Here is an 11,300-nt window from a genome sequence, read left to right as displayed (position 1 = left end):
TTCCACCCAGCTCGCGAATTCCTGGTCGCTCACCACCCGCACCGCGATCGGCATGAAGGCGTGATCCTTGCCGCACAGTTCCGAGCACTGGCCGTAGAACATGCCGGTCCTGGTGGCCTTGAACCAGGTCTCGTTGAGGCGGCCGGGGATGGCGTCGATCTTGATGCCGAAGGCCGGCACCGCGAAGGCATGGATGACATCCGCGCCGGTGGTCTGGACCCGGACCACCTTGTTGACCGGCACCACCATCTCGTTGTCGACGCCGAGCAGCCGCGGCTGCTTGTCCTGCGACATCAGCGAATCGAACTCGAACTTGCCGTGGTCCGGATAGGCATAGCTCCAGTACCACTGCTTGCCGGTCGCCTTGACGGTGAGGTCGGCCTTCGGCGTATCGAGTTGCAGGAACAGCAGCCGGAACGAGGGCACCGCGATCGCGACCAGGATCAGCACCGGAATCAGCGTCCAGGCCACTTCGACCAGGCTGTTATGCGTGGTCCGGGAGGGAACCGGATTGGCCTTGGCGTTGAACTTCACGACCACGATCACCAGCAGCGCCAGCACAAACAGCGTGATCAGGGTGATGATCCAGAGCAGCACGTTATGGAACCAGATGATGTTCTCCATCACCGGGCTCGCCGCTTGCTGCAGCGTGTATTCCCATGGCGCCGGCTGCCCGATTTCGGCTGACGCCGTGCCGCCGGCCGCCAGCGCCATGCCTGCCACCGCTATTGCCAGCAACCGCCGGCCGATCTGGCCCTTCGACATCTTCATGCCGCTCGCGCTCCCTTGATAAATCCCCAAAGCACTCCGGCCGGAAGGCTGAAAATGCCGCACGATCCGCCCTGACAAACGGCCTTCGAGCGTACTCCTCAAGAGTAACTTCTCGCGGTACTCTCGCAGTACCTCGGCCAGATCGCTAGAACGCGTCGAAATCCAGCCTCTCAAACCATAATTCGCAGGCTCTCGCAATGCAGTCTTGGTCCGCAAAGCCATGCGTCACCGGCAAATCCGCGGATGTCACATTTTCCCGTTAAATCAGGCAAAAGTCTCGCTTTTGCCGGATGACGCCGCTTGACAGGCCGATTGCCGGATGTAGGCACAAGAGGGTTGTTCCACAGGAACCTGATTCGCCCAGTAGAGGCCTGTCCCGGCGCGGGAATTGCCTGCCTTCAAGGCGCCGTCATTGCGGTATCAATCCGTGGGCGCTGCCGGCGCTGCCTGTGGAGACAGCACCGGCATGGCCGGGACAAATCAGAGGATCGACCCGGATGGGCGCTTCGAAACATCAGGCACGAGCCGTCTTTGGCCGCACGAACTGGCTGGGCGGCCTGCTGGCCGTGGCTTTCATGCTCGGCCTGACCCAGGCGGCGCGCGCGCAGGGCGCGGTGCGCTCGGTGCATGGCGACTGGCAGATCCGCTGCGACACCCCGCCGGGCGCCCAGGGCGAGCAATGCGCCCTGATCCAGAGCGTGGTCGCCGAGGACCGCTCCAACGCCGGCCTCACCGTGATCGTGCTGAAAACCGCCGACCAGAAGAGCAAGCTGATGCGGGTGGTGGCGCCGCTCGGGGTGTTGCTGCCCTCCGGACTCGGGTTGAAGCTCGACAATGTCGATGTCGGCCGCGCCGGTTTTGTCCGCTGCCTGCCCAACGGCTGCGTCGCCGAAGTGGTGATGGACGAAAAGCTGCTCGGCCAGCTCCGCGGCGCCAAGACCGCGACCTTCATCATTTTCGAGACCCCGGAAGAGGGCATCGGCTTTCCACTCAGCCTGAACGGGCTCGGCGAGGGCTACGACAAATTGCCGTAGGCTGGGTGGGTTTATTTGACTGCCAGATTCCCCGCTTTTCCTTGAGCCCTGCTGTCATCCGATATGCGCGCCCCCAAGCTGGCCTTCCGCGAAGTCGGCCCCGGTAATTGGGGCGACTTCGAGCGATTATTCGCGGCGCGGGGCGGACCGAAGAGCTGCTGGTGCATGGTCTGGCGTGCGACCAGCGCCGAAGCGAGGACGACTGACGGCAAGAGCCGCAAGCAAGCAATTCATTCGCGCGTTCGCGACGGCGTACCGATCGGCCTCCTCGGTTATCTTGCCGACGAACCTGTTGCATGGTGCTCGATCGCTCCGCGCTCGACCTATCGTCGGCTTGGCGGGCCCGACGACTCTAGCGATGCGGATAATACGGTTTGGTCGCTCGCCTGCTTTTTCATCCGCCGCGATCTGCGTGGGCAAGGCGCAGGCGAACAGGCGCTCAACGCCGCCATTGTTCACGCGCGGAATAAAGGAGGAAAAGTCCTGGAAGCCTATCCGGTCGATCCCGATTCCCCAAGCTATCGTTTCATGGGCTTTGTTGGCATGTTTGAAAGAGCCGGCTTCAAGACGGTCGGACGAGCCGGCACCCGCCGCCACGTCATGCGTCTTTCGCTCGGTTGATCTGATTTCGGTAGGCGGCACCTTCGAGACCCCGGAAGAGGGGATCGGGTTTCCGCTGAGCCTGAACGGGCTCGGCGAGGGCTATGACAAGCTGCCGTGAGGGGGCAGATCAATAGATTTGAAGGCATGCTGCGTCGTCGTCATTCCCGAACGCAACGATCAGTTCGGCATGACGCCGTAGCAACGTCGAAATAGCCGCTGTCGATTGGTTTCCGCCCCGCAGCCAGATCACTTTAGGCGGCGGGCCCAGCAAGGCCGCCATTTCAGCGAAATCAACATCCTGAGACACGATCGTGAAATCACCGGCCTTGGCGTAGTCCCAAACATCGCGATCGCCAGCTTCCGATAACCCCAGGAGCCCAACGTGATTCGATTCCGGGAAATGGTCAGCGATAGACTGGCACAGCTTGAAGCTGAGATTTTGGTCCAGCAAGAGCTTCATATCGAGGCGGTGATCAGTCGCCTCTCACGGTCGGCGGCATACGCCAGGCATGCCCGGATGTCGTCCTCGGTCAACTCAGGGAAATCGTCGAGGATTTGCTGATGGGTCTGGCCAGCGGCGAGCCAACCGAGCACGTCCGCCACCGCGATCCGCATATGCCGGATACACGGACGGCCGCCGCGCTTGCCTGGCTCCATGGAAATGATGTGCTGATAGTTCATGGCGAAAGGCATAGCATCATTCTCGGATCGGCGCAGCAAAGTTTCGCCGTACTCTCGACCGTGGCGAGGCAACGCCCGCGCGGCGCCCGAAGCGGGTCTTCTCATGCGCGCGATCGCCCCGCTCGGCCTGTTCAGCCCTCGGGGCCCGGCCAGAAACTCGACGGTGTCGATGTCGGCCGCTGCCTGCCCAACGGCTGCGTCGCCGAAGTCGTGATGGACGAAAAGCTGCTCGGCCAGCTCCGCGGCGCCAAGACCGCGACCTTCATCATTTTCGAGACCCTGGAAGAGGGTATCGGCTTTCCGCTCAGCCTGAACGGGCTCGGCGAGGGCTATGACAAGCTGCCGCAGGATAACCGGGCTGCGTCATCGTGACCCTGGGAAGACCTCCCTTTTGATGCGGAGATGACTATCTTCAATCATCGTCGGTTCCAGCCAAGCCAACGGGTCCGGTCTCTGACCGGCCCGATGACAAGGCTCCGGCGAGCCGCGACTGAGCCACAAGTCACAGTTTTGTCAGACGACCGCTCCGCCGGTCCTTGCTCAAATCAAGTGGTCCTGTGATATAGCTCGTCGCCTTCGCGGGGATGACGACAACAATCGCGTCGGAGACTTCATGACCAATCTCGCCACCACCTCGCTTCTCGACCGCGCCAATCTCGATCGCGATGCCGTCCGCCGCGAGGTCGCGCGGGGGCTTGCAGGCGCCGACGACGGCGAGCTGTTCCTCGAATATGGCCAGACCGAAGCGCTGGTGTTCGACAATGGAAGGCTGAAGCAGGCGACCTATGACACCTCGCAGGGTTTTGGCCTGCGCGCGGTCAAGGACGACGCGGTCGGCTACGCGCATTCCTCCGAAGTTTCGCTGCCGGCACTGATCCGCGCGGCGGATGCCGTGCACGCGGTGCGCGGCGGTTATTCGGGCTCGTTCGCGGCGGCGCCGGCGCACACCAATGCAAGACTCTATGGCGACGACAATCCGCTGGAGGCGCCGGGTTTTGAAAGCAAGGTCAAACTGCTCGCCGAGATCGACGCCTATGTCCGCGACAAGGACCCGCGGGTGCGGCAGGTCACCGCCAGCCTCACCGCCACCTGGCAGGTGGTCGAGATCGTCCGCCCCGACGGCGAAAGCTATCGCGACATCCGCCCGCTGGTGCGCGTCAATATTTCAGTGGTCGCAGGGCAAGGCGACCGCCAGGAAAGCGGTAGCAAGGGCTATGGCGGCCGCGAGAACTATGCGCGCTTCATCGAGACCAGAGCGTGGCGCGAGGCCGCCGACGGCGCGATCCGCGAGGCGCTGGTCAATCTTGAATCGGTCCCCGCGCCGGCCGGCGAAATGGATGTCGTGCTGGGCGCCGGCTGGCCCGGCGTGATGCTGCATGAGGCGGTCGGCCATGGGCTGGAAGGCGATTTCAACCGCAAGCAGACCTCGGCTTTCGCCGGCCTGATGGGCAAGCAGGTCGCGGCCAGGGGCGTCACCGTGGTGGATGACGGCACCATGGCCTCGCGCCGCGGCTCGCTGTCGATCGACGACGAGGGCACGCCGACCAACCGCACCGTGCTGATCGAGGACGGCATTCTGGTCGGTTACATGCAGGACCGCCAGAACGCCCGGCTGATGAACATGAAGCCGACCGGCAACGGCCGCCGCCAGAGCTACGCGCATGTGCCGATGCCGCGCATGACCAACACCTATATGCTGGCAGGTCAGCGCGATCCCGCGGAAATCCTCGCCTCGGTGAAGAACGGCATCTATGCCGCGAATTTCGGCGGCGGCCAGGTCGACATCACCTCCGGCAAATACGTGTTCCAGTGCACCGAGGCCTACAGAATCGAGAACGGCAAGGTCGGCGCGCCGCTGAAGGGCGCGATGCTGATCGGCAACGGGCCGACCGACCTGCACAGAATCACCATGGTCGGCAACGATCTGGCGCTGGATACCGGTATCGGCACCTGCGGCAAGAACGGCCAGGGCGTGCCGGTCGGCGTCGGCCAGCCGACGCTGCGGATGGAGCGCATTACCGTCGGAGGTACGGGCCAGTGAGCACCGCGAGCGAACCGTCACTTTTCAAGACCACGGGCTGGCGCGCCCAGACCGTCAGCTTCGCCGCGGTCCTGCTGGCCGTTTTCCTCGCCAAGGGCGCCATTGCCGAACCCTTTTACGTGCCGTCAGGCTCGATGGAGCCGACCTTGATGATCGGCGACGCGCTGCTGGCGTCGAAATATCCTTACGGTTATGGCGCCGCCTCGCTGCCGATCCAGATCACGCTGCCCGAGACCGGCCGCCTGTTCGGCGATACGCCGAAACGCGGCGACGTCGTGGTGTTCCGCTGGCCCGGCGACCGCTCGCAGGCCTGGGTCAAGCGCGTAGTGGGACTGCCCGGCGACCGCATCCAGATGCGGCATGGCCAGCTCTTCATCAACGACCGTGCCGCCGCCCTGAAACCCGACGGCATGGGTCAGGCGGAAGACGATCGCGGCGGCGGCGAACCGGCCTATCGCTTCATCGAGACGCTGCCGAACGGCGTGACGCACGCGATTTTCAAGATGCGCGACAATGGCCGGCTCGACGACACGCCGGAAGTGACGGTGCCGCCGGGCAAACTGTTCGTGCTGGGCGACAATCGCGACAACTCCGCCGACAGCCGCGTCGCGGTGCGCGACGGCGGCGTCGGGCTGTTGCCGATCGACAATCTGGTCGGCCGCGCCGATGCCGTGGTCGGATCCTGGGACATGGGCATGCGCAGCCAGCCGGTCTGGACCTGGCCGTCCGGCTTTCGCCTCGCGCGGTTTTTTACTTCGGTGCGGTGACGCCGAAATCGTAGCATTCGTGGGTAAAGCGCACACGTCCGCCGTAGCTCAACGAGCGAAGGCGGAAGCGTGCCCACCAATCAGGATAACGCCCGGATAGACGGTGGGTACGGCGCGGATGCGCCTTTGCCCCATGGAATCTACGGATTCGCATGAACCAGCACGAATTCCTAACCGCCACGCTGCGCAATCCCGCCAACCAAATCATTGCCGATACGTTGCTCCGGCTGGCGCTGCCGGATGCGTGGATCGTCTCGGGCTGCCTGGTGCAGACCGCGTGGAACGTGTTGACCGGGCGCGCGGTCGATTATGGCATCAACGACTACGATGTCTTCTATTTCGACCCCGATACCTCATGGTCGGCCGAGGACGCCGTGATCCGGCAATTGCAGAACCGGCTGGGACATCTCGGCGTCGCGATCGAGACGCGCAATCAGGCGCGCGTCCATTTGTGGTATCCGCAAAAGCACGGCCTGCCCTACCCGCCGCTGCGCCGTTCGACCGAAGGCATCGACCGCTTCCTGACCAAAAATACCCAGGTCGGAATCCGCCGCACGAGGGACGGCCACGATGTCTACGCGCCGAACGGATTCGACGACATCGCCGGCATGGTCGTGCGGCCCAATCCCGGCCCCAATTTTTCGGCGGCCAATTACGCGGCGAAGGCCGCGCGATGGAAGGCGCTGTGGCCGGAAATCACGGTGCTCGCCACCGACGACACCACGGCCTGCCGCGCCCGCTAGAACGACGTCGTCAACGTCGTCAGCCATTGCGGCGAGGCTTCGACCAACACGGCCTCGATTTTCTTGTCGGCGCCGCTGACGATCGCCGCGCCGATCACGATGAAGGCCGCGCCGAGCAGGCCCTTGCCGAGCGCTCCCGCCGACATCAGGCGCGAACGGAGGCGCATCAGCGTCGCCCGCGACAACAATCCCAGCAAGATCAGCGGCAGCCCGGCGCCGATGCCGAACACGGCCATTGTCAGCGCGACCCGCGGCAGGTCGCGTCCCTGCGAGGCGAGCAGCGACGCCGCGCCGAGCGTCGGCCCGACGCAGGGCGACCACACCGCGCCAAGCAACAGCCCGATCGCGAACTGGCCCGCAAGGCCGGAGGAAGCGATGCCGCCGAAGCGCCGATCGGCCCAGGCGGAAACCGGTCCGCCCGCCACCGCGAGCCGCGCCTGCCACGACGGCACGATCAGGATCATGCCCAGCACGATCATGATCGCCGCCGCCGCGACACGAAAGAAGCCGGCATCGATGCCGAGCCCGAATCCGGCTACCGCCAGCAACAGGCCGAGGCTGGTGAACGACAGGGCCAGGCCCGCCGCCAGCGCGAGCGCGCCGAGCCGATGCGCGGCGACGGCTGCGCCGAGCACGATCGGCAGCAGCGGCAGCACGCAGGGCGACAGGATCGAGAGCAATCCTGCCGCAAAGGCCAGTGCGAGCGCGCCCACCGGACCGGCTTAAAGGCTCTTGTCGAGCAGCGCTGATATCGAGGCCTGCTGGGTGTCGCCGACCGAACGGCCGCGCTCGATCGCCCCCTTGAACACGATCAGGGTTGACTGCATCTGCGCCCCGAATTCCCTGACCACCGGCTGCATCGCGTCGAAATCGACACGGAAGATCTTCAGATCCTTGAATTTCGGATCCGCCGTCAGCTGGTCGAGGATCGGAGCCTGCGCCTTGCAGGTGGGACACCAGTCGGCATGGATTTCGACCAGAATCGGGCTTCCCGCCGCCTGGGCCGCCTTGAACGCCTCCGGCGAAAACGGAACGGCGGCATCGGCCGATGCGGGCCGGGACAGGCCAACGACCAAAAGCGCCGCCGCGATCGTGGCGCCGGCAAACAATCTCCGCGACATGGTCATTTCAGTCATCTCGATCTCCCTGATGATGCGCTGCCAGGGTCACTCAATCGGGCCAAATCCTTCCGGCGCGCAGGTCAGTTACGCGGCGGCGCCGGCAAACGTTACCTCACGACGCCTGAGATAAACCCGGCCTTGCGGCGCGGCGGCTTGATCTCTTTCTTCAAATAGCAATGCGCGTTCCTGCCGGCATAGCCGGGCCGCGCATAGGTCCAGGCCCGGCACTTATTGTCGGCGGCGCAGGCCGCCTTGCAGGCATCCTCGCCATCGCTGCTGTTGAGCTCGAAATTCCGGTAATCGCCGCCGAAGCGGTCGATCGAGGTTTCGACCGCGTTATTTCTCGGTTCCACCACGCCGGCGCCGCGGACGCCGGAAACGCAGCAATTGTCAGCGACGCGCGCCGGCACATTGCTCTTGAGCCAGCAGACCGCGCCGCGCGTGGTGTCGGTGGGATAGTTGAAGCTCCACGCCTGGCAGCGGCGGTCGCGCTCGCAGACCAGCGCACAGTCCGCCGGATCCCCCGAGGTGACCGGCGAATTCTGGTAGTCGCCGCCGGGACGGTCGAAATTGACCTGCGCCAGCGCCGGTCGCGTGGTCATGACGGCCGCCAGGCAAGCGAACGCCACCATACACGCCCTGAGCAGGCGGCCTGTCTCCATGTTCGATTGCTTCCGACTGGACTTGGACCCGCATATTCCGCAGGCCGTCATTTGAGCGCCATCAACCTGTACGGCGGATGAACGGCGCAGAAACCATCCAACAGACTGACCTAGAAAGCATATTCATCGTAGGCCGGTTCCACGGAGCCCTGCCAGCGGCCGTGGAATTTCTCCAGCATCTCCTCGGCGGGGGTGAACCCACGGTCGATAATCCGCTGCAACGGCTCGAGATGACGGGTCTCGTCCCGGCCGATGTAATCGACGCGGCCGCGCCGCCGCAGCCCCGAATGCGACAGCGCCACGCATTCCCTGGCGATTTCGAGCAGATGGCGATCCCTGATCCTGGCCTTGAATCCCAGACGCGGCACGTCGTCGCGCAGCGCCTGGCGCTCCCCGGCGCCCCAGTCCTTGACGAGCTCCCAGGCGGCATCCAGGCTGGTGTCGTCGTAGAGCAACCCGACCCAGAACGCCGGCAGCGCCGGCAGCCGTCCCCACGGCACGCCGTCGGCGCCGCGCATTTCCAGGTAGCGCTTCAGCCGCACTTCGGGGAAAATCGTCGAGAGGTGATTGGCCCAGTCCGACAGCGTCGGGCGCTCGCCGGGGAAGGCGGAATTCCGGCCAGCGAAGAAGTCGCGAAACGACGAGCCGGCGACATCGATATAGGCGTCGCCGCGCTTGACGAAATACATTGGCACATCCAGCGCGTAATCGACCCAGCGCTCGAACCCCATGCCGTCCTCGAACGCCCAGGGAATCATGCCGGAGCGCGCGCTGTCGGTCTCGCGCCAGATCTCGGAGCGGAACGACAAATAGCCGTTGGGCCTGCCTTCGGTGAACGGCGAATTGGCGAACAAGGCGGTGGCCACCGGCTGCAGCGCCACCGACACCCGGAGCTTCTTGACCATGTCGGCTTCCGAGGAGAAGTCGAGATTGGTCTGCACCGTGCAGGTCCGGTACATCATGTCGAGGCCGTATTGGCCGACCTTCGGCATATAATTGGTCATGATCTTGTAGCGGCCCTTGGGCATCACGGGAATCTGCGCCCGCGACCAGGACGGCGTCATGCCGAGCCCGAGGAAGCCGATCCCCAGGGGGGTCGCGATCTCGCGCACCTGCGCCAGATGCGCCGTCAGCTCGGACTGGGTCTGGTGCACGGTCTCGACCGGCGCGCCCGACAATTCGAATTGCCCGCCGGGCTCCAGCGAAATCGCGCCGCCGCCGGTGACGTCATAGAGCCCGATGATGTTGCCGCACTCCATGATCGGCTCCCAGCCGAGCAGAAGCTGCATGCCTTCCAGCAGCGCGCCGATGCCCCGCGCGCCCTGATAGGGAACCGGATGATGGCCCTGAAGCGTGAACGGGGTTTTCTCGTGCTCGGTGCCGATGCGGAATTCGGTCGGAGGCTTCACGCCCGCTTCCAGCCACGCGACCAGTTCATCGCGCGATTGCAGCGGCGTCATGTCGATCTGGTCACGCGCCATACGAATTCCGGATCAAAGGCGCTTCGATCGAATGCGCGCGGTGGCGGGGGCATCCGCGAACCTGATAGCCCGCGGATGGAGGGGGCGAAAATATCATCGGGTGGGCACGCCATCTTTCGCGGCGGCCGCCCTGGCCTCCGCGCAGGAACAGCCCAGCCGGTCGAGCAGACCGCAGAGCTTGCTGGCGTCGGCGTCGGACAATTTGGAGCCGACGTGCTTTTCGATCGCCGCCGAATAGGCGCTCCACATCCTCTTCTGCAGCTCGCGTCCCGCTTCGGTGATCTCGACGAACTGGCCGCGCTTGTCGATCTTGCATTCGCGCCGCGCCGCCAGTCCCTCGTCGACCAGCCGGTCGATCAGCCGCGACGTCGAGTATTGCGGGATCAGCATCTGCTTCTCCAGCTCCACCGGGCGCATTTCGCCCGACGGCGCGCGCGACAATTCGAGCAGCGCGTCATACCAGGCGAGCGGCGGGAAGCCGGCCTTTTTCAGATCCTGCTCCACGGCATCGAGCACCCGGCTCTGCACCCGCATCAGGCGGATCCAGGCCGCGGTCGCCTCGGTCGATGGTCTGCGTTTCATGGTCCGGTCCGTTGCGGTCACAGATCAGTGTACCGCACTAAATGCAGCTGCATCAATCTTGACTATTTCATGCAGACGCATTTAGTCGCTATGCCGCCCAGCATCAATCGTTCCAAGGGAAGGAAAATTCCGATGAAATTGTACTATTCGCCCGGTGCGTGCTCGCTCTCCCCCCATATCGCGCTTCTGGAGGCCGGTCTGCCCTACGATCTGGTCAAGGTCGACCTCAAGGCCAAGAAGCTCGAGAATGGCGACGATTATCTGAAAGTGAACCCGAAAGGCCAGGTGCCGGCGCTGGCGCTGGACTCAGGCGAACTGGTCACCGAAGGCCCGGTCATCGTGCAGATGATCGCCGACCAGGCCGCGGGCAAGAAGCTCGCGCCCGCCCGTGACAGCGCCGAGCGCTACAAATTGCTGGAGTGGCTCAACTACATCGGCACGGAATTGCACAAGAATTTTGGCCCGATGTTCTCACCGGCGCTGGCCGATGACGCCAAGGCGTTCTTCAAGGATCGGGTGATGGCCAAGTTCAGATATGTCGACGGCGCGCTTGCCGGCCACGATTATCTGATGGGCAAGCAGTTCACCGTCGCCGATGGCTATCTGTTCACGATGCTGTCCTGGGCCGAGCGGATGAAGTTCGACCTCGCCGCGATGCCGAACCTGCTCGCCTACAAGGCCCGCGTCGCCGCCCGCCCCAAGGTGCAGGAAGCGCTGACCAGGGAAGGCCTGATGAAGGCGGCGTGAGGATTGGCGGACGATGAAGGAAGGGCCGGATCGATGATCCGGCCCATTTTTTCGTCATTGCGAGCGC

General features: G+C 64.4%; 14 protein-coding genes and 2 pseudogenes. 8 read left to right on the top strand and 8 right to left on the bottom strand.

Annotated elements, in window-relative coordinates:
• Nucleotides 1–771 (bottom strand): cytochrome c oxidase subunit II (gene coxB / locus WCE35_RS06975; RefSeq protein ID WP_424592613.1); only part of this gene is annotated, 771 nt, incomplete at its 3' end.
• 497 nt (nt 772–1,268) lie between these two features.
• Here coxB and WCE35_RS06970 point away from each other — a divergent pair.
• The 3 genes and pseudogenes from WCE35_RS06970 to WCE35_RS06960 all read left to right on the top strand — a co-directional run.
• Complete coding sequence (locus tag WCE35_RS06970; RefSeq protein ID WP_424592612.1) at nt 1,269–1,805, top strand: invasion associated locus B family protein; 537 nt, start codon at nt 1,269–1,271, stop codon at nt 1,803–1,805.
• Nucleotides 1,806–1,868: 63 nt separating this feature from the next.
• On the top strand, nt 1,869–2,426 hold the full coding sequence (locus WCE35_RS06965) for a GNAT family N-acetyltransferase (RefSeq protein ID WP_424592611.1): 558 nt from the start codon (nt 1,869–1,871) through the stop codon (nt 2,424–2,426).
• Between the two features lie 22 nt (nt 2,427–2,448).
• Nucleotides 2,449–2,526, top strand: a pseudogene (locus tag WCE35_RS06960) (invasion associated locus B family protein); the annotation flags it as partial.
• Between the two features lie 9 nt (nt 2,527–2,535).
• On the opposite strand, the gene WCE35_RS06955 reads toward WCE35_RS06960, so the two are convergent.
• The gene (locus WCE35_RS06955; protein WP_424592610.1) at nt 2,536–2,868 is read right to left on the bottom strand and encodes a DUF5615 family PIN-like protein; all 333 of its coding nucleotides are present in this window, start codon (nt 2,866–2,868) and stop codon (nt 2,536–2,538) included.
• Nucleotides 2,865–3,089, bottom strand: a complete 225-nt coding sequence (locus WCE35_RS06950) for a DUF433 domain-containing protein (protein WP_424592609.1) — start codon at nt 3,087–3,089, stop codon at nt 2,865–2,867. Before WCE35_RS06950 ends, WCE35_RS06955 begins: the two co-directional genes overlap by 4 nt.
• Nucleotides 3,090–3,186: 97 nt before the next feature.
• Between WCE35_RS06950 and WCE35_RS06945 the strand changes: the two are divergent.
• The 4 genes and pseudogenes from WCE35_RS06945 to WCE35_RS06930 all read left to right on the top strand — a co-directional run.
• A pseudogene (locus WCE35_RS06945) lies at nt 3,187–3,461 on the top strand (invasion associated locus B family protein); the annotation flags it as partial.
• Nucleotides 3,462–3,702: 241 nt separating this feature from the next.
• The gene (gene tldD / locus WCE35_RS06940) at nt 3,703–5,130 is read left to right on the top strand and encodes a metalloprotease TldD (protein ID WP_424592608.1); all 1,428 of its coding nucleotides are present in this window, start codon (nt 3,703–3,705) and stop codon (nt 5,128–5,130) included.
• On the top strand, nt 5,127–5,897 hold the full coding sequence (lepB, locus tag WCE35_RS06935; protein WP_424592607.1) for a signal peptidase I: 771 nt from the start codon (nt 5,127–5,129) through the stop codon (nt 5,895–5,897). The genes tldD and lepB overlap by 4 nt, the downstream gene beginning before the upstream one ends.
• Nucleotides 5,898–6,049: 152 nt before the next feature.
• Nucleotides 6,050–6,640 (top strand): nucleotidyltransferase family protein, encoded by a 591-nt coding sequence (locus WCE35_RS06930; RefSeq protein ID WP_424592606.1) that lies wholly within the window; start codon nt 6,050–6,052, stop codon nt 6,638–6,640.
• On the opposite strand, the gene WCE35_RS06925 is transcribed toward WCE35_RS06930, so the two are convergent.
• The 5 genes from WCE35_RS06925 to WCE35_RS06905 form a co-directional block, all read right to left on the bottom strand.
• Entirely contained in the window at nt 6,637–7,353 is a 717-nt protein-coding gene (locus WCE35_RS06925; RefSeq protein WP_424592605.1) for a cytochrome c biogenesis CcdA family protein, read from the bottom strand. The genes WCE35_RS06930 and WCE35_RS06925 overlap by 4 nt on opposite strands.
• Before the next feature lie 9 nt (nt 7,354–7,362).
• A complete protein-coding gene (locus tag WCE35_RS06920; RefSeq protein WP_424592615.1) occupies nt 7,363–7,767 on the bottom strand; it encodes a thioredoxin domain-containing protein in 405 nt (134 codons plus the stop codon).
• A gap of 101 nt (nt 7,768–7,868) precedes the next feature.
• Nucleotides 7,869–8,393, bottom strand: coding sequence for a PAN domain-containing protein (locus tag WCE35_RS06915; RefSeq protein ID WP_424592614.1), 525 nt, complete (start codon nt 8,391–8,393; stop codon nt 7,869–7,871).
• Nucleotides 8,394–8,533: 140 nt separating this feature from the next.
• Nucleotides 8,534–9,904: a glutamate--cysteine ligase gene (locus tag WCE35_RS06910; RefSeq protein WP_424592604.1), complete on the bottom strand. Its 1,371-nt coding sequence runs from the start codon at nt 9,902–9,904 to the stop codon at nt 8,534–8,536.
• Between the two features lie 93 nt (nt 9,905–9,997).
• Nucleotides 9,998–10,486: a MarR family winged helix-turn-helix transcriptional regulator gene (locus WCE35_RS06905; RefSeq protein ID WP_424592603.1), complete on the bottom strand. Its 489-nt coding sequence runs from the start codon at nt 10,484–10,486 to the stop codon at nt 9,998–10,000.
• A gap of 132 nt (nt 10,487–10,618) precedes the next feature.
• On the opposite strand from WCE35_RS06905, the gene gstA reads away from it, so the two are divergent.
• Nucleotides 10,619–11,233, top strand: a complete 615-nt coding sequence (gstA, locus tag WCE35_RS06900; RefSeq protein WP_424592602.1) for a glutathione transferase GstA — start codon at nt 10,619–10,621, stop codon at nt 11,231–11,233.
• The last annotated feature ends 67 nt before the right edge of the window (nt 11,234–11,300 follow it).

This window comes from Bradyrhizobium sp. (genome assembly GCF_049691595.1).
Classification (GTDB): Bacteria; Pseudomonadota; Alphaproteobacteria; order Rhizobiales; family Xanthobacteraceae; genus Bradyrhizobium.
The sequence above is the reverse complement of the archived record's forward strand: the minus strand, read 5'-3'. Positions and strand labels throughout refer to the sequence as shown.

Excerpts from the sequence above, each read along its gene's own strand:
- tldD (WP_424592608.1), top strand. The coding sequence starts at position 3,703 with ATGACCAATCTCGCCACCACCTCGCTTCTCGACCGCGCCAATCTCGAT.
- WCE35_RS06915 (WP_424592614.1), bottom strand. The coding sequence starts at position 8,393 with ATGGTGGCGTTCGCTTGCCTGGCGGCCGTCATGACCACGCGACCGGCG.
- WCE35_RS06910 (WP_424592604.1), bottom strand. The coding sequence starts at position 9,904 with ATGGCGCGTGACCAGATCGACATGACGCCGCTGCAATCGCGCGATGAA.
- WCE35_RS06965 (WP_424592611.1), top strand. The coding sequence starts at position 1,869 with ATGCGCGCCCCCAAGCTGGCCTTCCGCGAAGTCGGCCCCGGTAATTGG.
- WCE35_RS06905 (WP_424592603.1), bottom strand. The coding sequence starts at position 10,486 with ATGAAACGCAGACCATCGACCGAGGCGACCGCGGCCTGGATCCGCCTG.
- WCE35_RS06950 (WP_424592609.1), bottom strand. The coding sequence starts at position 3,089 with ATGAACTATCAGCACATCATTTCCATGGAGCCAGGCAAGCGCGGCGGC.
- WCE35_RS06955 (WP_424592610.1), bottom strand. The coding sequence starts at position 2,868 with ATGAAGCTCTTGCTGGACCAAAATCTCAGCTTCAAGCTGTGCCAGTCT.
- gstA (WP_424592602.1), top strand. The coding sequence starts at position 10,619 with ATGAAATTGTACTATTCGCCCGGTGCGTGCTCGCTCTCCCCCCATATC.
- WCE35_RS06930 (WP_424592606.1), top strand. The coding sequence starts at position 6,050 with ATGAACCAGCACGAATTCCTAACCGCCACGCTGCGCAATCCCGCCAAC.
- WCE35_RS06920 (WP_424592615.1), bottom strand. The coding sequence starts at position 7,767 with ATGACCATGTCGCGGAGATTGTTTGCCGGCGCCACGATCGCGGCGGCG.
- WCE35_RS06970 (WP_424592612.1), top strand. The coding sequence starts at position 1,269 with ATGGGCGCTTCGAAACATCAGGCACGAGCCGTCTTTGGCCGCACGAAC.